Consider the following 26,731-nt stretch of genomic DNA (forward strand, 5'->3'; position numbering starts at 1 on the left):
ATCAACAATTACCGAACCAGCACTTGTGTTGAGTGTTTCTGGCCGTTTGTCTTTACTTCTAGCCAGTATAACCCTATTGGCAATGGCTGCGCGAATACAAAATCGGCCTCACCGGATTTGCGTTCTAATCGTCCATCCATAAGCTGTCCATTGGTTGCCAATAGTCGCACAGTTGCATCGTCGGCGTTCCAGAGCCGTAAATGAATTCGGTCGGAACTTGCCGGGTTAGGATACACGGCTATCACCGGCTCGTTGGCTCGAATGATGGTTGATATTGCTTTGTAGCTATGAATTGTACCGTTGAAGTCGATTTGTTTCAGACGGTAATAGTTCGCCCCGGTTTGGGGATTGAGGTCGGTCAGTCCATAATATTGCCGCTCGTTAGTGGTGCCTTTGGCCGCAACTTTATCTACAAGTACGTACTCGTTTAAATCAGCACTTCGCTCGACGATAAAGTGGTCGGTGTCGCGTTCAGTCGATGTTGCCCAAGCCAGTTGAACCCGGTCGCCCTCAGGTTTTGCCGTGAACGAAAGTAAAGTGACCGGCAGAACCGTAGCATTAATTTGAATTTCATCTAATTTGAGCGTTCCACCTCCGGCAGTTGGGTTGCAGGCATAAATGCGGAAGGTTATCGAACCCGATTGATTGGTAAACTCAGAGCTACTCAAAGCAATAGACGCTACCTGATAATTCGTTGTGACGGCCTGCGAGAAGATATCGCTGCTAAATCCATCAACACTCGACCGAACGGTAAGTTGCTGCGGCCCCTGCGCCGAACGGGCAAAAGCGAACGACAGGGCGGTCAATGTAATTGTAGCTGTGCCAAGAGGCTGCACTGAAATCTGAACATATTCGGTCTGATTGCAAACCGAGGTGGACCAGTTTTGCACATTGACCCCTAAATTGACATAACCCGACGTATATGGATTTACCGCTAATGGATTCACACCTGAATAGTCGACAGAAGAAGCGGCTACTAATCCACTCGATGATGCCCCGTTGCCACTACCTTCGAAATTCCAGTTAGCTGTAAATGGCGTTGTCTGTGCCGTGATTATCTGAATGGTTATGAACCAGATGAGCGCAAAAACTACGTAGTACTTCTTCATATAGGCGCCATTGTGTAGAACACACGTTCCGCCTGCAATGTATTTAGAAAACCACTAAGTCACTCAATAAATAAATTCACCTACTCCGCTTCGTATGGTCACTTGCTTGCCTTCATACGCTTCAACCCGACCAATTACCTGCGCATCAATGCCGAATGACGTCGCTATCTCAATTACTCGTTGTGCGTTTGCTTCAGACAAATAAACCTCTAGTCGGTGCCCCATATTGAAGACTTTATACATCTCCTGCCAACTCGTGCCACTTTCTGCCTGAATCAATCGGAACAGGGGCGGAATCGGAAATAGATTGTCTTTAATAATGTGCAGGTTATCAACAAAATGCAAAACTTTGGTTTGCGCCCCACCCGAGCAGTGAACCATACCATGAATCTGCGGACGAAGTTCATCCAGCAGCACTTTCGCGACGGGCGCATACGTTCGGGTGGGCGAGAGAATAAGCTGCCCAACTGTGATATCGCCAATTGAATTGTCGGACCACCCGGTCTGCACTAAATCGGTTAATTTTTTCGAGCCGCTATAAATCAATGACTTGTCGATAGCAGGATCGAAGCTTTCGGGATATTGGTTAGCGAGGTAGTGAGCCAGTACATCGTGGCGGGCCGAAGTTAGCCCATTGCTGCCCATACCGCCATTGTATGTAGTCTCGTAAGATGCCTTCCCAAACGACGCTAGCCCAACGATAACATCACCCGCCTGAATCTGGTCGTTGCTAATGACCTGATCGCGTCGCATTCGGGCAATTACCGTACTATCGACAATTACCGTACGAACCAGGTCACCCACATCGGCGGTTTCTCCTCCGGTACTATAAATGTCAATGCCATGATCGCGTAGCATCTGTAATACCTCCTCCGTACCGTTGATAATTTCGGCAATGACTTCACCCGGAATCAGATTTTTGTTCCGCCCAATGGTAGACGATAGTAACATGGGGCCAGTGGCACCAACACAAATCAAATCGTCAGTATTCATGACGATTGCATCTTGAGCAATACCCCGCCAAACGCTCAGATCGCCCGTTTCACGCCAATACAAATAAGCCAACGCTGATTTTGTTCCAGCACCGTCAGCATGCATAATGGTACAAAAGTCAGGATCTCCCGCCAATATGTCGGGCACAACTTTACAGAATGCTTTTGGAAAAAGCCCCTTGTCAAGCTGAGCAATGGCATTGTGAACGTCTTCTTTACTGGCGGAAACTCCGCGCTGGGCATAGCGGTCAGTCATGCCGCAAAGGTAAGGAGAAAAGGAAGAGAGAGCGGTTCGCCATTGCGGAAAAGAGCAGGAGACTACTTTTCACAATGATGAACCGCTTCTGCTTTTTAGTAAATAATACCCGCTTCGACCCGAATAGCGTCCAATAGTGCCATCAAATTCAGGCTGTCATCAAGCGACCACAGGGGACTTTCAATCAAGCCTTCGGCCAAACATTGCATCACATGCCGGGCTTCGTAATCGTAGCCGTGTGTCGTCCGGGTGAAGTCAAAGGTGGTTGGTTCCTGATCCTCCGGGATAAGCGTGATGCCCATTGTTTCATGAAAACGGCTGTGAATACGAATCTGACCTGTTTCACCCTGAATCAAACCAACACAATCGGTTTTTGCCTGTAACGTGCTATCTAACAGGGCTATCTGGCCATCAGGGTACGTCAATACGATACCGCACTGCTCGTCAACGCCGGTTGATCCGAAGATTGCAGATGCTTTAATGGTTGTCGGCTTTCCTAAAATCAGGTACGATAAAAACAGGGGATAAATGCCAATATCGAGTAATGAACCACCGCCCAATTCTTTATTAAAAAGCCGGTTATCCGGTACGAATGGAGCTTTAAAGCCAAAATCGGCCTTTACCGAAACCACCTTACCAATGACCCCCGATTGAACCAATTCCAGCGCTTTTTCAATGCCAGGCATGAACCGACTCCAAAGAGCTTCCATCAGAAACAGACCCTTCGTCCGCGCGGTTTTGACCATTTCCTGAACCTGTTCGCCGTTCATAGCAAATGGTTTTTCGCCCAAAACGGCCAATCCAGGCCGGCCAGCCCCGCCGTTGAGCAACATCATAACATTCTCATAGTGTTTAACATGGGGGGTAGCCACGTATACCACGTCCAAATCGGGAAGTGTTAACAGCTCCTCGTAAGAACCGAACGCATGAGGTGCGTTATATTCTTTAGCAAACTCATCGGCGCGTTGTTGATTTGACGAAGCCACCGCGTATAGTTGCGCGTCGGGCAACGTTAAAAGGTCCTGCACAAATTTATGGGCAATGCGGCCCGGTCCTAAAATTCCCCAGCGAGTCATAGTAAAATGCAGATTTGATTGAAAAGGCTATTAAATAAATTGATCATCCAGCCAGCCGCTAAATGTATCTTTTTTTTCTAAGTTGCGCTTTCATCAATGCCTCTTTCTGTGAAATACCTTCAGATATGCTTCTTCTTGTATAGTTTTCTTTTCATTTATACTCACGCAAAAGCCCAAATTGTTGAACAGCCTGATCCCTTGCGGCCTTCTTTACCAGACTCAGGTAAAGCCAGTAAAGTTGATTCGAGCAAAACGGCAATTAGCCTACAGAAAACTGATACCAGCAAAAAGGCACTGCCAGTAGCACACATATTTCGCTACCGTTTTACTGCCGACGGCACTATTACAACGGGGAATGTTAATCGTACACTTTTACAACTAACCAGCGCAATTGACTACCAACTGAGCAATTACTTTAAATTATCGAGTAACCCGTCATTTGTGTATGGCAAACAAAATGGGCTACTCGCCGAACGCGAATGGTTTGGCGATTTTCGCACCACATTTCGACACGAAAAGCGATTATACTACATGGCCTTCGGGTCGTATGAGCGGAGTAACCTTCGGCAAATTAATCATCGCTGGACAGCAGCAGCCGGATTTGGCTACAAACTACTAAACCATAAACGCGCCTATATCTCTGTTACAGACGTTGTTATGCACGAAAGAACGGATTTTGTCGAGTTGGACGATGTTTCTATTATCCGTAATTCGGTGCGCTTATATGGCGAATACAGCTTTGATAATGACCGCTTTACCGTTACGCATACAACATTTTATCAACCCGCATTGGGTCAGTATAATGTCCGTTGGAACGCCAGTTTGAGCGTTCAGATGAAACTAACATCGGCCACCAGCCTGCGTACGACTTTAGCTAATGCTTATGAGAGTTTAATTGTGCCCGGTCGTCAAAATAATGACCTGCGATTTACGGTAGGGTTAGTATATGAGAGAAAATAAAAGGGAAGGGGTTGGTAAGCAATATGCTTACCAACCCCTTCCCTTTTATTTTTATTATTGCTTATCGGGAAAAGGAATAATCAACTTTTCGCCCCGCGTGGCAATATCTTTATCTTTCTTGTTAGCCCGCATAATAGCCTCCTTACTGACGCCATATTTCTGCGCAACTACCCGCAATAAGTCGCCCGGCCCAACCGTGTGAACGGCCATCGCTTTAACATTCAGCTTTGTAACACCCGCTTTAATATCGCCCTCCGACACACCAGGATTAAGCGCCTTCAGTGTATTGATTTTCATGTTGTACCGATTCGCTACCCCGTAAAAAGTTTCTCCACTTCCAACAGTATAGGTGCTTGATACGCCCCCCGGTTTGATTTTTGGTCGAACCACGTTCGGCGTTACAGCAGCCACTTCCGTTTTGGGACGGGTCGTGATTGGCTTCTCTACGGGTTTCTCAACTTTCGGCTTCTCAGGTACTGACTTTTCAACTTTTGGTTTTTCATCAGGACCAGGTTTACCGTCGGTAGTTTCGCGGTTATCTTCCGCTACTTCTTCGGCTTTGGCATTTGCTTCGGGCGCATCGGCGGGCGGTGTCGCCTGCGACAGATCGACGGGTGCCGGTTGCGAAGTAGTATCTTTTTCTTCAGGCGCCATCAGCATTTCGGGATCACTTTGTGCCAACGGCTGCTGTGAGGCCGTATCAAGAGCCACATTGGTCAACTCGTCGGAGCCATTGGTATCGTCGGTAACATATCCGTAACCAACGTAAAGCAACGCGGCAATCAGGCCCACTAAAACAATAAGCGTAATGGCGGGCAGACTGGAATTGCCAGCCGGACGCTGATTGGATGATTGGTTGTCGGCATCCATAACGTAACGTGTATTGGGTTAGGGTGTGGTTAATTGGCGGCTCATATCGGCCACTTTTTCTTTTAAATTCTCTTTGAACTGGCTAAGGTTACTGGCAACGGTCTCATCGAATGTTCCAATAATCTGCGCGGCCAGAATCCCGGCATTGCGCGCTCCATCGAGTGCCATAGTAGCCACCGGCACGCCACCGGGCATCTGAAGAATAGATAATACGGAGTCCCACCCATCAATTGAATTACTTGACTTTACCGGAACACCAATTACGGGCAGTATTGTCAGCGACGCCACCATGCCGGGTAAGTGAGCGGCCCCGCCTGCACCTGCAATAATAACCCGCAACCCCCGGTCGCGGGCTGATTTTGCGTACTCGACCATTTTTTCGGGCGTTCGGTGGGCCGACACAATGTCCATTTCCCACACAATGCCCAACTCGGTCAAAATGTCGGCGGCCTCCTGCATGACCTTTCGGTCGGAGAGACTACCCATAATTATACCTACCATTCAGAAGACTAAGAATTGACTCTCTGCGAAATAACGCAGTTTACAGGAGATTACGGTGGTATCGCAACGAAATCTTTCTCCCGGCCCTAAATCAACCGGTTTTATTCCTTCTTTCACTCATTAACTATCATACAATCTTTACTCCATCAAATTTTCGCCCTAAAATAGCAACGTCATCAGCACCAAGATAATCGTGGAGAAGCGTCGCATATATTTGCCGAAAATCCACTGAATACGTCAAATCGCCATCCGTCAATTTTGTGAGGTTGGGGGCTTCATTCAGGACGCGTCGCGAAGGTAGGCCGCCACCAATCAGAAATACATTGTTTGCGGTGCCGTGGTCAGTGCCATTGCTGGCATTTTGCTTCACACGTCGGCCAAACTCCGAAAAGGTCATCAATAACACATCATTCTGACGACCGGCGGCTTTTAAATCGGCCATAAACGCACCAACCGCTTCGGCGTATTGCCCCAATAATCGATCCTGCTGCCCCGGCTGGTTAATATGCGTATCAAACCCACTAATTGACACGTAGTAAACGCTCGTATCAACATCCGATTGAATCAGTTGCGATACCGTTTTAAGTCGATGCCCCAATTCATGATTCGGATAGGTTGTTAAGGTGGCATAAGCGGGGGCGGTACCGATATACTTGCCAGACCGACTTGCTTTTTCATAGACATACTCAGCCGACGATACGGTTTCAGCCAGAGTTTTGTAGAGATAAGCCACCGATTCCGGTTCGTGCGCTCCCGTAGTAGAATGTTTCTCTTTATTCAAGCCAGTTACGAAACTGCTGCGCGTCTGATTATACAGTTTTTTGGGGTCCATCACCGCCAACCCGTTCAACTCATTGCCTTTCAGGGCCAGACTTAGCGTATCATCTACTTCTATGGTACGAAATGGCTGTTGCGTCTTACCAGCACAAGCCGCATCCAAATAGCGCCCTACCCAACCCGTACGCAGGTATTTATCCGAATCACTAGCCGTTTGCCAAATATCCATTGAGCGAAAATGCGAGCGGTCAGGGTTGGGATAACCAACATTATTAATGACTGTCAACAAACCCTCATCATATAGTGCTTTCAATGGCGTCATGGCGGGATGCAGGCCAATTTCATCATTCAGCTGAAGCACTTTCTCAGGTCGGATGGCAATCGTCGGGCGTTCACGGTAATAAATATCGTTTCGGTAGGGTACTACAGTATTCAGACCATCGTTTCCACCCGATAATTGTACCACGACCAAAATTTTACCGTTCGAAGCTGGTAACTTCCCTAGCGTCTGCGTTTCGTAGGCTTTCAGAAAGTGCGGAATCAACATTGTTCCCGCCGTTGTGAAAGCTGATTGTTTAATGAAGTTTCTACGGTTCATATTTAGAAAGCGAAACAATGAACGAGCGAATTTACTAACGCGGCTTTTTCATTCTTTCTCCATTAAGTTAGTTGATACTCCGGTAAACTCATCAATGCAGCCGTTAGCGACTGAATGCGTTCAGGACGGGTTTGGCCGGGTTTAGATTGATTTTCTATTAACGTGTGTTGGTCTGGACGAAGCGGAAAGGGCAGCAGTATTGTAGCAAGGGCATTGGGCAGTTCAGCATCAGGTATTTTAGCAAACAAAGTCTCGAAATCGGTCCAGTTTACTGTCGTATGAAACTTGGCGTTTCCTTTCCGAGCCAGCAGTTGGGTATTTACATCACCATCGTCTTTGGGCTGCACCAATACCTCGGCGGCTTTCAAAACGTAATTGGGCAACTGCATCCGAAACAGCAAACTCGACGAGTCAATCCAGTTTTTACCACCCGGCCAGCCCGCTACGTTTGGTGGGTAAAATAGTACCTGGCCCAACGTTCGCTGTACAAAAATTTGCGGCTGCGGCTGATCGAACTGCACACCGAGCATATGGCGCATACCAACCAATAATTCTACCGGCGACTTGATATGAGCACCCACGTTTTTGGGATCGTAAAACCAGTCGGACGTGAAGATTGTCTCCATCAACCCACTAATGTCATAGCCGCTTTTGTAGAATTGTTCGGCCAATTCATCGATCTGCTTTTTGTCTTCTCTTTCATTGACTGAGCCGTCTGCGACAAAAAAATGATAAATTTTTGCCGTGATGAACCGCGCCGTTTGCCTGTTTTCAAGCAACATCGCGATGACATCCTCCCCGTTGAAAGTGCCTGTTTTTCCGAAGATTATTTTCTCGCCCTCGTCATGAATCCGCTCCCGGAAAACAAACTGGCCTTCGGGCGTGAATTGCCAACCCGTAAAAGCGCGGGCGGCTTCCTTAATATCATGTTCCGAATAATTCCCGCGCCCCAGCGTAAACAACTCCATTACCTCACGGGCGAAGTTTTCGTTGGGCGCGTTTTTTCGATTTTGTTGGTTATTCAGGAATTGCAGCATGGCCGGTTCTTTGGACACTGCCATCAGTAAATCACCGAACTTACCCAGTGCGTTTTGCCGAAGGGTATTGGCGTATTGCTGCATGAACAGCGGATTACGTCCCTGTGTCCGGCACGCAAAATGACCATGCCAGAATAGCGCCATTTTTTCGCGTAGGGCAGCTTTACCAGCCGCCATTCGGTCGAGCCATTGCAGATTGAGATCGCGTACTTTCTCGGTATTGAGCCGGATGCGCTCTTTCAGCATGTCTTTGTCGAGTTGCCCGTCACGAACCAGCCCTTTGAGTTGTTTCTTTGTTTCGTTTTCGTCGGGCTCAACTACACGCAATTCCGTTACGACTTCGCTGTCTTTAAACAGTTGCCGCACGACTTTCTTCAAGGATTTTCGCGAAGCTTCGTCTAACTCAGCGGGCGTGCCCCCGAAGCCCGCCCGCGCAAATAAGTAGCGGGTTTGTTGCTGTTTAGTCTGCTTATCCATGCCTATTGAGCGTTGGCTGTAGACGTAGGACAAGTTTAGGTGGGAATCGTTTAATTGGGAGGAGATTAAAGTTTATGGCAACTCCCTGTAAGTAATCGAGCAGAATTAAATGGGATCATTTTTTGTGACCCTGTAGGGGTCATACACAGCCGTAGAAAATTTACTTTACTTCTACTTAATTATTTATGTTGCAAATCATTTAATCCAACAAGAACCATTCGGTCTTTTCTATCGAATATTTTAAAAAAATGGACAAATGCAGGCTCTAGCGTATCTTTGGGAGTATCCCATATATAAATATTCCTCACACCTTGTGTTGTACTATAGTATATGTCATCCTTATATACATAAAGCCAAAAACCTATTGACGTATCATGAAAAACGCCTGTGATTGAATTACGTTTTAAAAATTTTATTAGGGAAAGTAATTTTACTACATCGTCCTTTTCCATGTTTTGAAATGCTTTGTTAGAAACGGATACAGAGTCGATTTTTCCTATCGACTCTCCATTAAACTGTAACGTACTATCACTAGCGCGTACATAACAGTTCATAAATGTTTTCGCTTCAACAGATTCACAGATTTTTCGCCATAGTATCATAGAGTCCTGTACAGATTTCGCGGGGTCTTTTAATAAGAGGTGTTGCCTGTTTTCTGGCATTCTATTTTTAAACAATAAAATGAAGTACATACATACCATAAAAACAATTATTCCTCCCAAAAACTTTACAATAAACATAATAAAAGAGTTTAGATAAATATAGTATTATGAGTAGTCCAATAGCTTATAGCAGATGAACTATTGGACTACTCATAATACGATTAAAAGTTTTCCTATGTTATAGATATGGAGTCCTTATAGTAATAAGAAAGCCTACTAAAATATTTATTATCTCCCTCCAGTCTGAACGGGATATTCACACCCTTCAAGCATTTGGTAGCTTACCATTTTATACAATCGGCCTACTCACAAATATACTAATCCACACGATACAGTAACTTTTTCAAAAATTGGAGGTTTAGTGGTAAGAGATTAAAAGGGCATGAGCCGGTTGAGTCGGTTAGTACTGTTGTTCACTACGCAACGGAAAGCATCTTTTTTTCGTACCAAATATGTACCTTCGTCATTGGGCCTACACCCGGTCCGTTCTATTCGTATGCCACAACGTTTATGGTCTCGCACAGGCTGGTTAACCGTTTTTTGGGGACTAGCTGCTATCACGCTTCTCCCCGCTCAGTCGTTACCTCAGTACAGTAGTCAGCAGCGATCACAGCAAAGAGAACTGCAAAGAACTATTGAGCAAGTACAAACCGAAAATTATCGCCAGGCAGTTGCCCAGGCTCAACGACTAAATCGCCCCATTAACCAGCTTTCTCCGTCGGGACGGGTAGTAAAACTACGGGGGATTAACAGCCGGGGCGAACTCCTGTACGATGCTACTTACAGCACGACAAAAGCGGCTATAAGCACGCACACAAATTCGCTCTACGCGGGTGGGAGTCTTGGTGTAGCGTTATCAGGCAGTACGCTGAAAGACAAACTTGGTGTCTGGGATGGCGGCAAGGTGCGCGATACCCACGTTGAATTTCGCAATGGCACATCGGGCAGCCGCGTCGTTCAGGTCGATAACGCCACTACGCTAGTTAGTCACTCGACGCACGTTGCCGGTATTTTGATGGCGGCTGGCGTAAATCCATTGGTGAAAGGTATGGCATTTGGTACCAACCTACGCGCCTACGATTTTAGCCGGGATGTAAGCGAGATGAGTGCCGCTGCGCCTAACCTCCTCATTTCAAACCACTCGTATGGGTCTAATGCGGGCTGGGTTTATGATGACACCCGCACAACTACTACGAAATGGGAATGGTGGGGCGACACAACGATCAGTAAAACAGAGGATTATAAGTTTGGAATTTACGATGACGCGGCTGCTTCATGGGATAAAATTGCGCAAAATGCGCCGTATTATTTGATTGTGAAGGCCGCAGGAAATGACCACGGCTCAGATGGGCCCGGCGCTGGACAGCCTTATTACCTCGGCACTAGTAATGTTATCAGCACCTTACCACGTAACAATCAGGACGGCTACGGGCAAGCCAGCACCTATAGTACGGCAAAAAATATATTAACGGTGGCGGCTGTTGGCAACTTGAACTTTGGCTATAATCAACCGTCTGATATTCCGTTAAGCGACTTTACGAGTTGGGGACCCACCGACGACGGACGCATTAAACCCGACATTTCAGGCATAGGCGTTGGCATTCTCTCGTCAAGTTCTGAAAACGACAGTGCTTACGTTGTGTATGATGGTACCTCAATGGCATCGCCCAACGTAGCGGGATCGCTTTTACTTTTACAGGAATTATATTCGCAACGGAACAGTGGCAAATACCTTCGGTCGTCAACTCTAAAGGGACTGGCTTTACATACCGCCGATGAAGGGGGTACAACACCAGGCCCTGATTATCAATTTGGCTGGGGCTTGTTAAACGCTGAGACTGCCGGACGCGTCATTCTGAATACTAATCAGAATTATTTGCTTGATGAACGAACATTAAATCAGGCAGAAACCTACTCATTAACGGTTGTTGCTTCGGGGCGAGGACCACTCGTTTCCACAATTTGCTGGACGGATCCCGTCGGAACGGCTTCTGTTCCCACATCAGCTACGGTGAATGACCGTACCCCTAAACTCATCAACGACCTAGACGCTCGCATCAGCGATGGGAAAGCTACCACTTTACCCTGGATTCTGGACCCCAATAATCCATCGGCGGCAGCTACGCGGGGCGATAACGTTCGCGACAATATAGAGCAGGTTTTGATTGCCAATCCGGTACCGGGCAAGTCTTATACCATCACCGTTGCCAACAAAGGCACGTTGAGTGGAGGTAAGCAGGACTATGCACTGCTCGTTAGCGGCATCGGCGGCAAAGCCTATTGCGCGTCGGGAGCGACCTCAACAGCGGATAGTAAAATTAGCCGGGTTCAATTTGGCAGTATCAACCAGGCCGGACCTGATGGTTGCACGTCCTACACAGACTTCTCTCAAACAACAACAACAGTTCAGGCCGGACAACAAATACCCCTGACAGTATCGCTGGGCACCTGTGGCGCAACCAAAAACGTTATTGTAAAAGCTTTCGCCGACTGGAATCAGAACGGAAGTTTTGATGACGCCGGTGAAACGCTGGCAACCTCAGGCGTTTTAGCTAACTCGGCTCAGTTTGCCACAACTGTAACGGTTCCGGCCAGTGTGTCGGTTAGCCAGTTTGTACGGCTACGTATCGTCGCGACCGAAACTGATAATGCCGCAACGGTACTTGCCTGCGGTGCTTATGGTAACGGCGAAACGCAGGATTATGTACTAAATGTAATTCAGACATCCAACGACGTTGGGGCAACTGCGCTTATCTCACCTGAAGCAAATTTCTGTGGTCAGACAGGTTCGGATATATCCGTGGCGGTTCGAGTGCATAATTATGGGGCCGTTACACAAACTAATGTGCCGGTCAGCGTAACAATAACGAATGCTGCTAATGTCGCTGTAACGACGCTCAGTGGCACAGTTCCTCAATTGAGCGCTTTCCGGGAAAGTGTTCTAACGTTAAAAATACCGTCAAGCGTTATTCTGGCAGCCGGGCAGACGTATCGTTTTACTGTATCTACGGGCCTTGGCAATGATCAGAACGCAGCAAATAACACGGTTACTGAAACTCGTGTAACGGCTCCAGCACCCACAAATGGTCTCTTTACTGTTACTCGTTGCGGAAGTGACACGACGATTTCGCTTCGTAATATCGGGGGTGGCACTGCTTTTTGGTACGATGCGCCAACGGGCGGTAATTTGCTGGCGGCAGGTAACCAACTCGCCGTTAAATCAGTGCCTGCTAGTGGACAGTTTTATGCTACCTTGAATGATTTTTCGGGGGCAATTGGCCCAGTTGACAAAAACGCATTTGGTGGTGGCTCCTACGGCACAGGCTTCCAACCCGCCCCTCTCATTACAACCCAGGTTCCACTCTTGATTGAAAGTGCCCGGTTGTATATAGGCTCAGCCGGAACACTGACATTTACCGTTCGCAAATATGATAACACGGCGGTTTCAAGTGTTACACTGGACGTTACACCCACCCGCACCCAGAGTTTGACCGCAATAACTGGTGGCACGTACCCCGACGACCCCGACGATCAGGGAGCGGTTTATGCGTTAAACCTACGTATTCCGGCAGCAGGCGACTACAAAATCACGATTGACTACGGCGATGGGGCGTCTATTTTTCGCAGTAACACGGCGGTAAGCGGCTTTCCCTATCAACTAAAAACGCAGACGAATCAGCCTATTGTAACCATTAAAGGCTCATTATTCAACAATGGCACCACAACTGACACGTTGAAGACAGCCTGGTATTATTTCTATAATATGCGCGTTCGGTCGCTCGATTGCCCCAGCCCACAACGTACAGCGGTCACGCCCGCAGCAGGTACGGGCACAACGGCCACTATAACGCCAAATGGGTCGACGAGTGTCTGTCAGGGAGCAAGCGTTCTCCTTGCGGCCAATACAGGTACCAATCTTTCGTATCAATGGTATCGAGATGGGCAAGTCATTACGGGGTCTACCAGCAGTACCATTCTGGCCGCTACAGCAGGTAGCTACGTAGTGCAGGTAGCCAACAACTGTTTACCGGTTAAATCAGCAGCCGTTGCGTTGACTGTTAAAACAGCCCAGACCCCGGTTATTGTAGCTAATGGCTTTATCCTTACCTCCAACGTCACAACAAATATTCAATGGTTAGTCGACGGTGTGCCAATTCCGGGAGCAACGTCACCAAGCTATACCGTTGCAAAATCGGGTCGTTATTCGGTAAAGGGAAGCGTCAATGGGTGTGGAGAATCTATTTCGGATGAAGTGTTCCTGACAATTCTGGCAACGGAGCCTATCATTGATGACAGCAACCTGAGTGTTTACCCAAATCCGGCCACGCGACAGGTAACGGTGTCACTTGCGGCCACATTGGCCTTACCGAAGCCACCGGCCGTTCGCCTGACTAATCTGAGCGGTCAGACGGTTCGTACTGCGACCTTACAGCGAGACGGAAAAAGTTATTCAACCATATTCGATGTCGCCGATTTGCCAGGCGGTACGTTTTTTGTAGTTGTAGAAGACGACCAGTCGCAAAGCATCCGGGTGAAACGGATTCGCAAGCAATAATCGTATACTTCTCTGCAACCTATATATCAGGGCATTTTATTAAGGCAAAACGAGTCACAATACGTAACCAGGGGCTTTTCTCCGGTCGTGTGGTGGCTCGTTTTGTATTTTACGATTGGTATAGTCAATCCTCTCAGAGCACAATCTCCTATTAAAACAGCCCCTTCAGACTGGCGAACCGAACTAATCCAACGGTATACTAAGCTGCGGAAAAGCACACTTCGGCTGGCCCGGCAGCACAATTGGCCCCTTAGCAAAAACTATTCCAATCAGCGAGTGCTTCAACTTCAGGAAGTTGACACCCTCGGTGAACCAATTTATTATACGCTTCATAATGGCGAAGCCGCACGGGGAACGCAAACACAAGCTTTGTATGGTACAGGATCATTACCAATTGCATTATCGGGAAATTCGGCAGTGATGGCGGGTCGATTGGGTTTATGGGATGGTGGTCGGGTGCTGGGGTCCCATCTGGAATTTGCCGGAGCAACAGCCGGTACGAACCGTATTAGCCAGAAAGATAACGTCACTACGCTGAACAATCATACAACTCACCTTGCCGGAACACTTATAGCCAAAGGTGTTAATGAACAGGCGAAAGGTATGGCTTACGGAGCACAATTATCGGTTTGGGATTATACCGACGACATGACCGAATTAACCATAGCCGCGCCGAAACTGCTCGTTTCCAATCATTCGTACGGACCAGTAGTAGGCTGGGTATATAATGGATTGCGGTTCGGCACTGATCCTAACCTGAAATGGGAGTGGTGGGGAAATACGGCTATCAGCGAAACGGAAGATTACTTGTTTGGTTTCTACACGACCAAAGCGCACGATTTGGATCGTATAGCGTATAACAATCCATTTTTCCTGATGGTACGTTCGGCTGACAACAAACGTGGTGAAACCGGACCACCTACGGGTACACCTTATTTTTTGAAAGCGACAACAACCCAAAGTAAGCTAAGTCGTAGTCGAAATGATGCCTACGACGTCGTCCCGGCAGAAGCAACGGCCAAGAATTTGCTAACGGTGGGTGCTGCCGATATATCGTTCACTAACCAAAACCAACCCGTTTTGCTGGAATCGACGGCCTTTAGTGGTTGGGGACCCACCGACGATGGACGCATCAAGCCTGATTTACTAGGTGTTGGGTCATCGGTCTTGTCGTCATTAGCCACTGCCGACACAGCCTACGGTATGTATAGCGGTACATCTATGGCATCGGCTAATGTGGCGGGGTCACTATTTTTGTTACAGGAGTTATACGCCAGCCAACGGGCCGCAGGATTACCCACTAGCGGACAATTTATGCGGGCAGCAACGTTGAAAGGACTAGCACTACACACAGCTAACCGGCCTAACCCGACGGCTGGACCTGACTATCGACAAGGTTGGGGACTTCTGAACACCGAAGCAGCGGCCCGCCTGTTGCTCAATGAAAATTTGGCCCATCTAATTTTAGAAAAAACCTTGACACCAAGTGGCACGTTCACCCAATCCCTTGTTGCACAAGGAAGTGAACCTTTACTTATCACCCTTTGCTGGACAGATCCTGAAGGCGAAGCCACGAGCGTTACGGCCAGTTCGCTCAACAACCGAACGCCTAAACTTATTAACGACCTCGATTTGCGATTAAGCAATGGTCAGTACAATGATTTTCCTTTCGTGCTGGACCCCGCTCGGCCTGCTCAGGCAGCTACGCGGGGTGATAACAGCCGAGACAACGTGGAGCAGATATATATTGCAAATCCCGTGGCTGGGCAGACTTACACTCTACGGGTCTCACACAAGGGAAAAATGACCTATTCCAGTCAACCGTTCTCTTTACTTATAAGTGGTTTGCGACGGGTAAACTGTTCGTTGGCCGTTTCTATTCAACCAACTCAGGCGACAACGATTTGCACCGGGATGATGCTAGTACTTCGCGCATCGAGTGAATCGGCAGGGGTACGGTATCAATGGCTACGCAACGGAGTCATTTTAACGAATACGATAACTTCCGTCTGTCAGGTTACCCAGACAGGTTCATATATAGTCCGTGTTATAAATGATCAGGGGTGTTCAGCAACCTCGCAACCGGTGCAGATACAAGTACATAGCCCACTTGCAACGATAGCGCCTAACAGCGACCAATGGCTTTGCGAGGCTAGAGAGTCCGTTGATTTTCAACTTACCAGCATAAGTAAAACCAGTTCTACAAATACCATAATTGATTGGCTTCGGGATGGCACACCCATTGATAACTCTCACACAACCAGTCTCAATATTACGCAGCCCGGCCATTATCAGGTGCGGGTAACGCAGGATGGATGCCGAGCTCTATCGGTCGAAACGGAGGTGTTGCGTTCATCCGTTAGCAGTCTTGATGTAGTACCCGAAGAAACATCACTTACCCTTCCGCAAGGGTCAAGTGTGACCTTAAAAGCATCCGTCGATACATCCTATCGCTACCAGTGGTATCGTAATGACCAGCCGCTAATTAACGACCGTGACTATCGTTTGTCTGTAACGCAGGCTGGTACTTACAAAGTGCAGGTAACGCAGCAGGGCTGCATTGGCTGGTCAACTAATCGGGTTGTGCAAACGTCCATTCTTACAGCCGTTACCGCCGACCCAACCGGCCAGTTTGTCGTTTACCCTAATCCAGCTGAACATACAATTTCCATTCGGTATGTGAGTTCGTTAGCAAAGCAGATTCAGGTTAGCATATTTGATCTTCGGGGTGTTTTACAGCAATCTCCGTTTCAACTGAACGACCAAAATGGGCAGTTTAAAGGCGATATATCCGTTCATGAACTACCCGCTGGTTCATACATACTTCGTCTTACGGATGGCTATACAACCCAAACGGGGCGATTTGTAAAAAAGTAAACCGGTCTATCTATTACCTTTCGGCAACGGGTAGACCGGTTTCGTAGCAGGATTACTCTACTACTACTCTACAAACTCTATTTCGCCTTTCCCGAAGCAGCTTCCTGGGCAAGCGCCAGTTTCACGGCTTCATATAAATTCACTACGCCACCCGTTTTAGATAATGTAGCAAAATCGACCATGTCGGTCGATTCCGGTTTAGTAACTTTGGTCGTGTAGGCTGTTGACGATTGCATAATGATTCGCTTAATGTCTGCATAAGTCAACTTCGGGAAGTATGATTTCAATACAGCCGCGACGCCAGCGACGACTGGTGAGGCCATACTCGTACCACTGTTGTTTTCGTATTTGCTGCCCGGCACAGTCGAATAAATATCCTTGCCTGGTGCAAACACATCTACATTCTGCTTGCCATAGTTGGAGAAACTGGCTACCAGATCAGCCGTATTCGGTTCGGCACTTGCCCCTACTGTAATAACATTCGGAATAGCCGAACCATCAATGAAGCGGGGTGACGGGTAGTTGGCTGCGGTATCAATATCTTTCCCATCATTACCAGCCGCGTGAATCATCAAAACCCCTTTTGTGAGCGCATACCGCTCGGCATCCTCAACAGTTTTACGCTGTGGCGAATATTCTTTCCCGAAACTCATGTTAATGATCTGTGCTCCGTTGTCAACTGCATAGCGAATAGCATTAGCAACGTCTTTATCACGCTCATCACCATCAGGCACAGCCCGAACGCCCATAATCTGCACAGCATCGGATATGCCCATCACACCAAGGTTATTCGTGCGGTCGGCACCTATAATTCCGGCAACGTGCGTACCATGATCGGGCCGTGAGCCAGCAATGTCAGGGTTTCCATAGTCGCGCTGAGTCAGGTCATTTGGGTTATCACCTACAATAGACCGGCTATTAAAGTCGGGATTGTAGTTGTACTCTGCCCGAGATTTAAGTTGCTCATTGGCTTTTTCGAGTTCGCCCATAACCACATCCGTATCGGCAGCCCCCTGCTGACGCAATACACGCAATATGCCAACTACGGGGCGTTTCAGCGCTTCATCGCTGAGTGTATCAGCCGCTCTGCTCAACGTAACTGTATCAAGCTTCGTAACGTTGAGAGCCTTTTTCAGGCTGGCAACAGCTGTTGAGTATTGGGTATAGAACTGACTAATACCTTGATACTGTGCCTTATATTGTGCCTGATTTTTTTCGACCTCAGCTTTCGTTTTCAGATACAGATCATACTCTTTCTGTTGTTCAGGCTTGAGACTTTTCCGGTCAGGCGCAACCCCGGTTTTACTATCATATTTAGGTTTCAGCTGTGCGTAAAGCCGAGTTACTTCAGCTGTTTCATAACCAACATTACGCCCGTCTTTACCACCAATGAAGTTCCAGCCATGAACATCGTCTACATACCCATTTTTATCATCGTCTTTACCATTTCCGGCAATTTCTTTCGGATTCACCCATAGTACTCGGCGGAGGTCTTCGTGGGTGGTGTCGATGCCACCATCAATGACCGCTACAATTACGGGTGTTGGTTTACGTCCATTAAGCAGTTCGCGGTAAGCCCGCTCAACACTGATACCGGCTGTTTTATCGGTTTTATCACGCAGATACCACTGCGTTTCCTGCGCAGATGCTGCTATTGAGAGCAGACACACTGACGCGCTGATAAGGAGTTTCTTCATGAATTTAGAACAAAAAATCTTTACAAATTAAGAAGAAACCGCCTTAAGTTTTACTTAAAAGTTGTTAAATGGCCCGTTAACTCGCTCAGGGTTTGCCATGATTGGCCGTTCGGTAGTGTTCCCGCAACAAATCTTCACCCCAATCATTGGTCAGATCCCGTACTACGGTATGAATATGGTTGGCGTTGGTTTGGGTATTATCATACTCGATCAGAATCGTAGGTCCGTGAATGCGATAATACCAACCTTTGCCCTCGCCAAGTTCGGGGGTAAGGTCGCCCGCCCAGGCAAACCGCAGGCTGTCTAACCCAGATTTTTCCAGTTTTGCCATCTGCTGCTTTGCCAGCGTAATGTGGTAGTTAGTCAAGTATACCTGCAATAGATCCAAGAATAATTTACGCTGATCAGCATTCATCTCAGTCAGCATCAATCCATCCATTTTCTCCAGTGATGCAACACGCTTATTACTTGTAACAATCTCAGGATAAGCTACCCCGGCTACTATAACCTTTTTCCGTTGTTCAGCATCAAGTGATTTCAGTAAAGCAAACGCCCGTTCGGTTTCCTGTTTCAGTATCTGTCTTCCCTTTTGCGGAAGATTAACGATACGTTCGTCGCCCATGCGTTTATCGGCCATATGTGTATCGTATTCAAGAATGCCCGGGTTACTACCAAAGAAAGTAGGGGTCTGGGCTAGTACCTGTCCTGTCAGCGACAAAAATTGTAGGGATAAATGATGGCCTTCAATGCGCCAACTCCACGGATTTTTATTTGCCGGTTCACCAAAAACGGTAAACGAATAATTTTCCGGGTCACGATAGGTGTCGTTTGGGGGACGATTATCAATGACACGCAACACATTCTCCATATCCATAATGGCCGTTGCTTTATCGTAACCCTGCTGACTTAGTCCCGTTTTTAGCATAGCCATTGCGGCTCGGCGCTGATCAGCCGTCATCTGTTTCAGCGGTAAACCTTTACGCTCTCGGGGAACAAAGTGCCAGTTGAAGCGCTCGACGTCATCCAGCGGATAAGCGATCTGTTTTCGCTGTTCTGCCGAGAGTGTCGCTAAAAACGTCGTTGCGGCATCAAGCATGTCATCTTTAATACGCTGCTGAGCGGGCGCAGGCTTGGGCGAAGGGGCTGTATGCTGAGCCAGGGCATGACCAGCTAGTAACCAGCAGAAAAGGAAGCGTTTCATAGACAGATTCTTTGTAGGTAATTCACAAAGTTGCCCACGCCTTGCATTTACTTATTTGCCGGTAATTACCGTTCAATCAAATGATTTATACGATATACAATCGTTTCGCCAACAACCGTAGTCCTTTGTCAGTTTACAGATTAACTCACTGTTAACATTACGCTAATGTCCACTCGCCCACCTAATAATGGCACCGGTCCATTCGACCACCTGGCACTGCGCTACCTGCGGCAGTCCCTTGATACGCCACACCCAGCCGATGAACCGTATGTGCTGAATCCGCTAGAAAGTCGCGTGATTCGAAGGACGAAAATAGTCACCCTGACAATGGCAGTATTACTCGGTATTATTGGGGTTTTCTTTCTTTACTGGCCTCAATACATGTGGCCGTATTTATTTATGAATACGGATATCAGGGTCTTCAACACGGTGTATGAACTTCCCCTAGTTACAACTTTTTATGGATTACTTCTGGTTTATCTTGAAGTCAAAATATTGATTATTCTGAACCTGCGAGGGGTGAATGCGATTATGCACATTTGCCAATTTCCTAGTGCTCACGATGCTCAATATGACCGGCACGTACAGTTATTGGCTAATGCAGCTCTCAAAAAAACAAACGGGGGAGTTTTTCGTCTTGGAATCGACCCATACCTGGACATGCCACGTTGGGGCTTACCGGTTTTCTTTTTGCTAAATGTAGTCAAAGCGGCCCTGAGTAATTTAGCAATAAATTTATTGTTAAAGAGGTTTTTGGGAAGCTCTGCACTACGCCAAGTCAGTAACTTGGCTAGTATGCCTTTTTATGCCTTTTGGAATGCCTGGGCTTCGTGGCAGGTGCTTCATGAAGCTCAAATACGGGTCATGGCTCCTACAACTATTCGCGAATTTGTGAATGAACTGCATGAAGAATGGGGTAAGAACGACCAATTTCTTCCGTTAATTCTGGAAGCCCTGCAATACGTTGCTATTTTGAAACGTCAGTACAATTATGCCCATTTTCTGTTAACCGAAACACTTGTAGACCGTTTCGACCTGCGGGCCGATAGCCCATTAACCGGCAACTTTCTAGAGCAGGCGGCAAAAGTGCCTGTTGCCATGCGTCATAGCCTCGAACGACTCATTGTTTTTGGTGTTCTTGTCGATGGAAATATATCGCTACGAGAAGGAAGTCAGCTGCGTAAATTGCGTAAAAATGGATTTCTCACTTACTCCGCTAGTGAAATCCGACGAATTGGACGTGAGTATAATCAAGGGCACGGATTGTGGGTTTGATTATATATACTCACTTCTATTCCCAATGGTTTTTTACATTTTTTTCCCTTCTGTAAAGATATCTTCCTGATCGGGCATGTGCGGGTTAACAAATACGTCGGCACCGTTTATTGTTCGTCGTATGGGGTCAACGTTTGGATTCTGGCGATGGTGTCGATAAGCCTTGTCGGATGAATAATGGCACACAAAGGACTTTCGTGTCAGGGATAAATTGCGAATTTCGTCGCCACCATGCGCTAGCGCTGCATGCCAAATCAATACGTCTCCTTTTTTGATAAGCAGCGTTTCTTTCTGCAATCCCGCTTTCTGACAGGTTTCGTCGAGATACTTCGCAAAATCGTTCGGATCCAGAGTCGATTTGTTGTTAAAAAATATACCGTTTCCGAAGTTGAACTTGCCAATTGTATGCGAACCAGGGTAGTAAAACAATGGTCCTGAGTCAATGTGTACATCTTCGAGCGCTATCCAGGCGGCTGCCAAATGACTGGGAATTTCGGATACGACGTAGGCAAAATCCTGGTGTGTCGATTGCTGGCTGCCATATTTAAATAATAGGCTCTGCATGCCAATTACCTTATCACCAAATACAGCTTCTAAAAAAGCCACAATATTCTTGTGAAGCATGATTTTCTTGCCAATCACCGAGTTATCGTGGAAATCGTTGAATTTTATATAAGGTCCATTCAAAACGGACTCGGGTATATCTTTTACGGGCTGAACTGGCTTTGATTGGTACTCGGGGAGGTCAATACGCACCAGCGTTTGGTACTCTTCATGGTGCTCAATTAATTCTTCGATTTCGCGCCAAAGTTGATCAAGCCAGGCGGTCTGAATGACTTGATCCAGAATAACATACCCATTTTCGCGCCAAAACTTCATTTTTTCTGCCAAGTCGTAAGGCAGATTTTTAGCAGCTGGATAGTGTTGAACGAACGATTCAACATCAGCATCCTTTTTATCAATCCACGGCAACGTATCGTATGCAAATTCCGTAACAGGTTCTGCTTTGCGTTCGGGCATGAACGTCTGTTTGGCAACCAACTTTAATTTATTAAGTAAACCAGCCATATAGTCAGTGCAGATAATTTTGGCTTAAAACTACCAAAAATTATTTACCCTTTAACTATGGCTACTTACCGCTTAATAAACTATACATCAAGTAGATAGTCCCACTTGTAACTGCTCTACAGAATCACTCTTTCTGACGCGTACCTCATTGATCCGTTTATCATCGGCTAACAAAACATGAAATATAAAACCGGCATAAATTACTTCTTCACCAGGTCTCGGCAACCGACTGAACAGTTCAAGCAGCAAACCTCCTAATGATTCACTATCACCCTGCACAGCTTCAAATGTCGTTGCATCCACATTCAAAATTCGGCATACGTCCGTAATTGGCATCTTACCCTCAAATACAACAGTCTGTTCGTCTTCGCGCCGATAGCCAACGGGGGTTTCGTCATCAAATTCGTCATTGATATCACCGAAAATTTCTTCGATAATATCCTCCAGTGTCACTAAACCGCGCGTTCCTCCATATTCATCTACTACGATAGCCATATGGACACGCCGTTTTTGAAAATCCTGTAACAGATCATCCACCTTCTTGTTTTCAGGAATGAAAAAAGCGGGGCGCAGTAATGATTGCCAGCGAAATGAATCCTCCTGGTGAATATGAGGTAGCAAATCCTTTATGTACAGAACGCCTTCAATCTGGTCCAATGACTCATGGTAGACGGGCACCCGCGAGTATCCAGATGCATTGATCTGAGCCAGTAATTCGCTGAATGTCAAATCATCTTCTACCGCCGAAATATCTAATCGCGCCCGCATCACCTGACGAGCGGTTAGATTACTAAAGTTGACAATGCCCTTAAGAATTTCTTTTTCTTCGACGGTTGCATTTGTACCCGTCAGTTCAACCGCCTGGCTTAGTTCCTCAACAGATAGTTTATACCCTTTCCGCTGAATACGACTGTCGACCTGATTGCTTAAGTTAACCAATACCATCGCCAACGGGCGAAATATAGTCAAACCAATTTGTGCCAGTGAGGCTGTTTTGCGAGCTACCATCAGATTGTTCTGACTAGCATAAACTTTCGGCACTATTTCGCCAAAAAGTACAATAGCAATCGTCGTTACCAGCGTTACAACGGGCAATACCCACCCCAACCCTTGTGATGCCTGAGATATCTCCCACGTTAGGTAAGTTACAATAACGACGATGGCAATGTTCAATAAGTTATTGAATATCACCAACGAAGCCAGAAGTCGCTTGGGGCGCTCTAACAGCATTGCAATACGCTGGTCGTCTGCCAAATTGCTATCCCGGCAGTGGGCACGATCATCAGGAGAGAGAGAGAAGAATGCTGCTTCGGAAGCCGACACTAAACTGGCCAACAGGAGCAACACTAAAATAAGGGCCGTATAAAGACCATATAAATCAAAATAGGTGCCCCAGCCGTCTGTAGCTAGGAACACCCGTCGAGGAAGAGGATCACTAAGGTCCATGTATATTAAATCTCGTTCAACAATTGAGCGTTCTGCATAGATTAGAACGGCAAATCGTCGTCACTACTGTTGCTCTCAAACGGTACTGGTTCCGGCTCCCGACGACGGTCTGGTGCAGCCTGTTGACGCGGAGCCTGAGCCGCCTGCGTTACTGGTTGCTGGCGTTCAGGCACACTGGCAGGTTGGGCTGGAGCCGTCTGCTGCCGCGGAGCTTCGTAAGAGGCATCGTCTGGACGGTCGCTAATTGGGCTTCCCAATAACTGCATTGTGTTGGCACGCACACGTAATGAAGTCCGCTCTTTACCTTCCTTATCTGTCCATAACTCCGTCCGTAAACGGCCTTCAACATAAACAGAATTACCTTTCTTCAAATATTTTTCGGCGACTTTAGCCTGTTCGTTCCATAGTTCAACCCGGAACCATTCTGTCTGCTCTACTTTTTCGCCATTTCGGTTCGTATATTTTTCGGTAGTTGCCACATTAAATGTTGCGACTACAGCACCACCATCCAGGTAGCGTACTTCAGGATCGGCACCCAAATTACCGATTATTGTCATTTTATTAAGGCTTGCCATGCTCTTTTCTTTGTTGGTTTTTACTGAAATGGGAAGTATTTAAGAAGACTAAAGATACTGAAATATACCGACTTATCCAAAATACTTGTCTAGATAGTTTGTAATCAAAACCGGCTTGGGAAGGCTGCTAATTTCCTCCGGTAGATACCACTGTAACTCAATAGGCAGGATATTAATGGCATCCATTGGCAAGTCAATCAGATAAAATTGAGCCCGTATCCGCTGGTGTGACAGTAGCTGAACTGACTCAATTGGCTGGCCAACTAATGTACCTTGTTTTAAGACATCATTAACCGGCTCAGGTAACAGTAAATCACGTAACGCAGTTTTGGGCTCATCGGTTTCCAGCAGGCAAAAATCATACAGGTTTTGCCAAATATCACGAGCAGTCCTTTCGCGAAGAGCCAGGCGTCCATCTCGCTGGAAAATAAGGTAATTGAAGAATCGTTCGCGCACCGGACCCTTTTTCGACTTAACGGGTAAACGGTTCTGACGACCAGTTAGATAGGCTACACATTGTTGCTGAACTGGACACAAGAGGCAGTCGGGAGAAGTGGGAGTGCAATGAATGGCTCCAAACTCCATAATTGCCTGGTTATAAGTAGCGGGATCGTTAGCTGATTGAATCAACTGCTTAGCCAAAGCTGCAAATGTTTTTTTAGCCGTATTGGTGGTGATATCTTCCTCAATGCCAAACACCCGTGCCAGTACCCGATATACGTTTCCATCAACAACGGGGACCCGTTCGCCAAACGCAAAAGAAGCAATTGCCGCAGCCGTATAAGTACCTATACCCTTCATTTTCAATAAGTCCTGATATGTATCCGGAAACTTACCGGCCAGTTTATCGGTTACATAGCGAGCAGTCTGATGAAGGTTACGGGCGCGGGAATAATAGCCAAGCCCTTGCCAAAGGCGAAGCAGTTCACGTTCATCGGCACGGGCCATATCGGTCACGGTCGGGTAAGCATCGACAAACCGTTCGTAATACGGTTTTCCCTGTGCTACCCGGGTTTGCTGAAGAATTATTTCTGACAACCAAATACAGTAAGGATCGAGGGTATGGCGCCAGGGCAAGTCACGTTTATTATGCTCATACCACCGTTCGAGTATAGGAGCAAATTGCGTTTCGATACTGTTAGAGTCTGATTGCCAATTCAAAATAAAAATAAAAAAAGCGTCGTTAGCATGAAAAAGGAAGTAGAGGGTTTTATAATTTATGGGAAACCCCTACCTTTGTGCTCCCATTTTTGAGACCCCAATTTTCAACAATACAGTAAACGTTAAAGTTTAAAAGTCGTGACGAAAGCAGATGTAATTGCCGAGATCTCCGATAAAACCGGAATTGACAAGGCAGAAGTAACAAACACACTGGAAACCTTTTTTTCAGTAGTTAAGGACTCGCTGGCCGAGGGAGAGAACATTTATGTAAGAGGGTTCGGCAGCTTCATCAATAAAAAAAGAGCCAAGAAAGTAGCCCGGAATATCTCCAAAAATACCGCTATGGTAATTGACGAGCATTTTATTCCGAGTTTTAAACCCGCTAAAGTATTTGTTGAACAGGTGAAAACCAGCGACAAGGCTAAGGCAACAGCTGAGTAAGACTGTTGTCTGAAAAGAACAGGACTGGACGTTTGCATCGTGATGATTATCCCATATGAATAAATCTGTGTTGTTTGTTATCATTCTGGCTTCGGCCCTAACGGTTGGGTTATATACTCGTCCGAAGGTGGTTGTACGCAATGAGGACAAACGGCTTAGTGCATCTACTCCGGGAGGACACACGATGCAAACGCCTACCCAATCTGGTGCTGATTCACTTAACGTAGCAGCAAGTAGAGATGGGACCGATCGCTCGGCAATCCATGAGAAGCCCGTTTCTGCGGAGCAACAGCTGCAAATATTAACACTGGAAACGGAATTTGCTAAAGCAAACTCTACTCGAAGAGAAGCTATTGGGGAAAAACTAATCGCAATCTTCCGCGACGCGACGCGCTACGACAGCGCGGCTCACTACGCGGAGGTATTGGCATTGGCTCAACCTGACGAGCGAAATTTGTTACGGGCAGGAGACGAGCATTTCGAAGCGTACACATTTGCAGTAGATGAGAAGAAGGTAGCTATATTGGGCCAGAAAACTCGCCAATTTTATCAACAGGCTCTGGCCAAAAACCCGAACCTATTGGCAGCTAAAGCTAATATGGCTATGACTTATGTTAATACCGATACGCCGATGCAGGGAATTATGCTGTTGCGTGAGGTATTAAAACAGGAACCAACTAACGAGCTAGCTCTTTTTAATTTAGGTTTGCTGTCCATGCGGTCGAATCAGTATGGGCGAGCTATTGAGCGATTCCGGCAAATTCTGGTGAATAACCCGACTAGTCGGAAAGCACAGTTTTATCTGGGCGTTAGTTTAGCCGAAGCTGGTCAGAAAGCGGAAGCGAAACAGGTATTTGTCCAAGTAAAGAAGCAGGAGAAAGACCCGCAAATTCTAGCTGCCGTGCGCGAGTACGAGGAGCGGCTAAAATAATGGATGTGCACAGAATAATGTAGACTATATAGTATCTATTATTCATTTTCATTCGAAGCTAACCGTCCCTGCGGCACATTGATTTCAAGGGCTTGATCGAGTGGTCGGCCGACACGTATTTACAATCATTAAACACTGTTTAACTATGCCTTGCGGTAAGAAACGGAAACGGCACAAGATTGCCACTCA

Annotated in this window: 20 protein-coding genes; 6 read left to right on the forward strand and 14 right to left on the reverse strand. The window is 46.9% G+C overall.

The window, feature by feature from the left end:
* Positions 1–8: 8 nt before the first annotated feature.
* The 3 genes from ACFS25_RS19695 to ACFS25_RS19705 form a co-directional block, all read right to left on the reverse strand.
* Positions 9–1,109 (reverse strand): T9SS type A sorting domain-containing protein, encoded by a 1,101-nt coding sequence (locus ACFS25_RS19695; protein WP_381504395.1) that lies wholly within the window; start codon positions 1,107–1,109, stop codon positions 9–11.
* A 63-nt stretch (positions 1,110–1,172) separates the two neighbouring features.
* Positions 1,173–2,357 carry an AIR synthase related protein gene (locus tag ACFS25_RS19700; protein WP_381504397.1) on the reverse strand — a complete coding sequence of 395 codons (1,185 nt, stop codon included), beginning with the start codon at positions 2,355–2,357 and terminating at the stop codon, positions 1,173–1,175.
* 95 nt (positions 2,358–2,452) lie between these two features.
* Positions 2,453–3,433 (reverse strand): Gfo/Idh/MocA family protein, encoded by a 981-nt coding sequence (locus tag ACFS25_RS19705; RefSeq protein ID WP_381504399.1) that lies wholly within the window; start codon positions 3,431–3,433, stop codon positions 2,453–2,455.
* A gap of 96 nt (positions 3,434–3,529) precedes the next feature.
* On the opposite strand from ACFS25_RS19705, the gene ACFS25_RS19710 reads away from it, so the two are divergent.
* A complete protein-coding gene (locus ACFS25_RS19710; RefSeq protein ID WP_381504401.1) occupies positions 3,530–4,393 on the forward strand; it encodes a DUF481 domain-containing protein in 864 nt (287 codons plus the stop codon).
* A 54-nt stretch (positions 4,394–4,447) separates the two neighbouring features.
* On the opposite strand, the gene ACFS25_RS19715 is transcribed toward ACFS25_RS19710, so the two are convergent.
* The 5 genes from ACFS25_RS19715 to ACFS25_RS19735 all read right to left on the reverse strand — a co-directional run bounded on the left by ACFS25_RS19715 (position 4,448) and on the right by ACFS25_RS19735 (position 9,393).
* Positions 4,448–5,263, reverse strand: coding sequence for a LysM peptidoglycan-binding domain-containing protein (locus ACFS25_RS19715; RefSeq protein WP_381504403.1), 816 nt, complete (start codon positions 5,261–5,263; stop codon positions 4,448–4,450).
* A gap of 18 nt (positions 5,264–5,281) precedes the next feature.
* On the reverse strand, positions 5,282–5,764 hold the full coding sequence (gene purE, locus ACFS25_RS19720) for a 5-(carboxyamino)imidazole ribonucleotide mutase (protein WP_381504404.1): 483 nt from the start codon (positions 5,762–5,764) through the stop codon (positions 5,282–5,284).
* A 127-nt stretch (positions 5,765–5,891) separates the two neighbouring features.
* The gene (locus ACFS25_RS19725) at positions 5,892–7,139 is read right to left on the reverse strand and encodes a DUF1501 domain-containing protein (RefSeq protein WP_381504406.1); all 1,248 of its coding nucleotides are present in this window, start codon (positions 7,137–7,139) and stop codon (positions 5,892–5,894) included.
* A gap of 62 nt (positions 7,140–7,201) precedes the next feature.
* Positions 7,202–8,653 carry a DUF1800 domain-containing protein gene (locus tag ACFS25_RS19730; RefSeq protein ID WP_381504408.1) on the reverse strand — a complete coding sequence of 484 codons (1,452 nt, stop codon included), beginning with the start codon at positions 8,651–8,653 and terminating at the stop codon, positions 7,202–7,204.
* Between the two features lie 179 nt (positions 8,654–8,832).
* On the reverse strand, positions 8,833–9,393 hold the full coding sequence (locus ACFS25_RS19735) for a hypothetical protein (protein WP_381504410.1): 561 nt from the start codon (positions 9,391–9,393) through the stop codon (positions 8,833–8,835).
* 418 nt (positions 9,394–9,811) lie between these two features.
* Here ACFS25_RS19735 and ACFS25_RS19740 point away from each other — a divergent pair, with 418 nt between their 5' ends.
* Positions 9,812–13,870: a S8 family serine peptidase gene (locus ACFS25_RS19740; protein WP_381504412.1), complete on the forward strand. Its 4,059-nt coding sequence runs from the start codon at positions 9,812–9,814 to the stop codon at positions 13,868–13,870.
* A gap of 420 nt (positions 13,871–14,290) precedes the next feature.
* The gene (locus ACFS25_RS19745) at positions 14,291–16,747 is read left to right on the forward strand and encodes a S8 family peptidase (protein WP_381504598.1); all 2,457 of its coding nucleotides are present in this window, start codon (positions 14,291–14,293) and stop codon (positions 16,745–16,747) included.
* A 77-nt stretch (positions 16,748–16,824) separates the two neighbouring features.
* On the opposite strand, the gene ACFS25_RS19750 is transcribed toward ACFS25_RS19745, so the two are convergent.
* Both ACFS25_RS19750 and ACFS25_RS19755 read right to left on the reverse strand, forming a co-directional pair.
* Positions 16,825–18,444 (reverse strand): S8 family peptidase, encoded by a 1,620-nt coding sequence (locus ACFS25_RS19750; protein WP_381504413.1) that lies wholly within the window; start codon positions 18,442–18,444, stop codon positions 16,825–16,827.
* A gap of 85 nt (positions 18,445–18,529) precedes the next feature.
* Complete coding sequence (locus ACFS25_RS19755; protein ID WP_381504415.1) at positions 18,530–19,645, reverse strand: DUF3500 domain-containing protein; 1,116 nt, start codon at positions 19,643–19,645, stop codon at positions 18,530–18,532.
* A gap of 165 nt (positions 19,646–19,810) precedes the next feature.
* Here ACFS25_RS19755 and ACFS25_RS19760 point away from each other — a divergent pair, with 165 nt between their 5' ends.
* Positions 19,811–20,920 (forward strand): LBF_2804 family protein, encoded by a 1,110-nt coding sequence (locus ACFS25_RS19760; RefSeq protein WP_381504418.1) that lies wholly within the window; start codon positions 19,811–19,813, stop codon positions 20,918–20,920.
* A gap of 33 nt (positions 20,921–20,953) precedes the next feature.
* On the opposite strand, the gene ACFS25_RS19765 is transcribed toward ACFS25_RS19760, so the two are convergent.
* The 4 genes from ACFS25_RS19765 to mutY all read right to left on the reverse strand — a co-directional run bounded on the left by ACFS25_RS19765 (position 20,954) and on the right by mutY (position 25,170).
* Positions 20,954–21,988, reverse strand: coding sequence for a phytanoyl-CoA dioxygenase family protein (locus ACFS25_RS19765; RefSeq protein WP_381504420.1), 1,035 nt, complete (start codon positions 21,986–21,988; stop codon positions 20,954–20,956).
* Positions 21,989–22,075: 87 nt separating this feature from the next.
* Complete coding sequence (gene gldE, locus ACFS25_RS19770; RefSeq protein ID WP_381504422.1) at positions 22,076–23,434, reverse strand: gliding motility-associated protein GldE; 1,359 nt, start codon at positions 23,432–23,434, stop codon at positions 22,076–22,078.
* Between the two features lie 41 nt (positions 23,435–23,475).
* Positions 23,476–24,009 (reverse strand): single-stranded DNA-binding protein, encoded by a 534-nt coding sequence (locus ACFS25_RS19775; RefSeq protein ID WP_381504424.1) that lies wholly within the window; start codon positions 24,007–24,009, stop codon positions 23,476–23,478.
* Positions 24,010–24,081: 72 nt separating this feature from the next.
* Positions 24,082–25,170, reverse strand: a complete 1,089-nt coding sequence (gene mutY, locus ACFS25_RS19780) for an A/G-specific adenine glycosylase (protein ID WP_381504426.1) — start codon at positions 25,168–25,170, stop codon at positions 24,082–24,084.
* 138 nt (positions 25,171–25,308) lie between these two features.
* Between mutY and ACFS25_RS19785 the strand changes: the two genes are divergently transcribed.
* Both ACFS25_RS19785 and ACFS25_RS19790 read left to right on the forward strand, forming a co-directional pair.
* Complete coding sequence (locus tag ACFS25_RS19785; RefSeq protein ID WP_381504428.1) at positions 25,309–25,611, forward strand: HU family DNA-binding protein; 303 nt, start codon at positions 25,309–25,311, stop codon at positions 25,609–25,611.
* A gap of 55 nt (positions 25,612–25,666) precedes the next feature.
* Positions 25,667–26,542, forward strand: coding sequence for a tetratricopeptide repeat protein (locus ACFS25_RS19790; protein ID WP_381504429.1), 876 nt, complete (start codon positions 25,667–25,669; stop codon positions 26,540–26,542).
* Positions 26,543–26,731 lie beyond the last annotated feature (189 nt).

Origin of the sequence: Spirosoma flavum, assembly GCF_042686045.1 — a bacterium.
GTDB classification, from domain to species: domain Bacteria; phylum Bacteroidota; class Bacteroidia; order Cytophagales; family Spirosomataceae; genus Spirosoma; species Spirosoma flavum.

Coding starts and splice junctions, on each gene's coding strand:
- ACFS25_RS19740 (WP_381504412.1), top strand. CDS start 9,812: ATGCCACAACGTTTATGGTCTCGCACAGGCTGGTTAACCGTTTTTTGG.
- ACFS25_RS19710 (WP_381504401.1), top strand. CDS start 3,530: ATGCCTCTTTCTGTGAAATACCTTCAGATATGCTTCTTCTTGTATAGT.
- ACFS25_RS19725 (WP_381504406.1), bottom strand. CDS start 7,139: ATGAACCGTAGAAACTTCATTAAACAATCAGCTTTCACAACGGCGGGA.
- ACFS25_RS19750 (WP_381504413.1), bottom strand. CDS start 18,444: ATGAAGAAACTCCTTATCAGCGCGTCAGTGTGTCTGCTCTCAATAGCA.
- purE (WP_381504404.1), bottom strand. CDS start 5,764: ATGGTAGGTATAATTATGGGTAGTCTCTCCGACCGAAAGGTCATGCAG.
- gldE (WP_381504422.1), bottom strand. CDS start 23,434: ATGGACCTTAGTGATCCTCTTCCTCGACGGGTGTTCCTAGCTACAGAC.
- ACFS25_RS19760 (WP_381504418.1), top strand. CDS start 19,811: ATGTCCACTCGCCCACCTAATAATGGCACCGGTCCATTCGACCACCTG.
- ACFS25_RS19715 (WP_381504403.1), bottom strand. CDS start 5,263: ATGGATGCCGACAACCAATCATCCAATCAGCGTCCGGCTGGCAATTCC.
- ACFS25_RS19775 (WP_381504424.1), bottom strand. CDS start 24,009: ATGGCAAGCCTTAATAAAATGACAATAATCGGTAATTTGGGTGCCGAT.
- ACFS25_RS19700 (WP_381504397.1), bottom strand. CDS start 2,357: ATGACTGACCGCTATGCCCAGCGCGGAGTTTCCGCCAGTAAAGAAGAC.
- ACFS25_RS19745 (WP_381504598.1), top strand. CDS start 14,291: ATGGCGGGTCGATTGGGTTTATGGGATGGTGGTCGGGTGCTGGGGTCC.
- ACFS25_RS19735 (WP_381504410.1), bottom strand. CDS start 9,393: ATGTTTATTGTAAAGTTTTTGGGAGGAATAATTGTTTTTATGGTATGT.
- ACFS25_RS19790 (WP_381504429.1), top strand. CDS start 25,667: ATGAATAAATCTGTGTTGTTTGTTATCATTCTGGCTTCGGCCCTAACG.
- ACFS25_RS19765 (WP_381504420.1), bottom strand. CDS start 21,988: ATGGCTGGTTTACTTAATAAATTAAAGTTGGTTGCCAAACAGACGTTC.
- ACFS25_RS19730 (WP_381504408.1), bottom strand. CDS start 8,653: ATGGATAAGCAGACTAAACAGCAACAAACCCGCTACTTATTTGCGCGG.
- ACFS25_RS19705 (WP_381504399.1), bottom strand. CDS start 3,433: ATGACTCGCTGGGGAATTTTAGGACCGGGCCGCATTGCCCATAAATTT.
- ACFS25_RS19695 (WP_381504395.1), bottom strand. CDS start 1,109: ATGAAGAAGTACTACGTAGTTTTTGCGCTCATCTGGTTCATAACCATT.
- ACFS25_RS19755 (WP_381504415.1), bottom strand. CDS start 19,645: ATGAAACGCTTCCTTTTCTGCTGGTTACTAGCTGGTCATGCCCTGGCT.